This window comes from Vibrio sp. Y176, assembly GCF_033438945.1.
On the sequence record NZ_JAWOQS010001284.1, the window covers coordinates 1 to 501 of the forward strand.

At 45.5% G+C, this 501-nt stretch carries 1 pseudogene; it reads right to left on the minus strand.

Going from position 1 to position 501, the window contains the following annotated elements:
- A pseudogene (locus R7O13_RS31425) lies at window positions 1-218 on the minus strand (Bcr/CflA family multidrug efflux transporter); the annotation flags it as partial.
- Window positions 219-501 lie beyond the last annotated feature (283 nt).

The window sequence follows — 501 nt, forward strand, 5'->3', positions numbered from 1 at the left end:
GGCCCATGAATTAACTGACCAATCGCAAAACCCGCCGTATAAGCCGTCAATGTAATTTGAACCGCACCAGGTGCAACGCCCAAATCTTTTGCGATGGTCGGCATTGCCGGTAGATACATGTCGATCGCCAATGGCGTTAGTGCGCCAATTGCACCGAGCACAAGAAACAGTAAAAAACTGATTTGAGATTGGGGAGCGCTTTGAGCTTTTTCTGTCATTCTTTTACCTCTAGTTGTGTCCTTGCCATCAGCCATTTCTTTTCAGAAACTAGCAAGGATGCTTCTCGTACCATTGAAAACAAAGCACAGTGCTTTGCTGATTCAATTTTCGAGGATCATAAGGACGAATGTTTACCAAGGTGGCCTTGACGAGCTCGACATAGAAAAGCGCATGATAACGATGCATGTTCACCCGATAATTGCGCGCAATAAACCAAAGATGACAGCATGATTGATTCACTACGAACGGATGTTTCGCGAGAAAAGTATGCGTGAGCCTGTG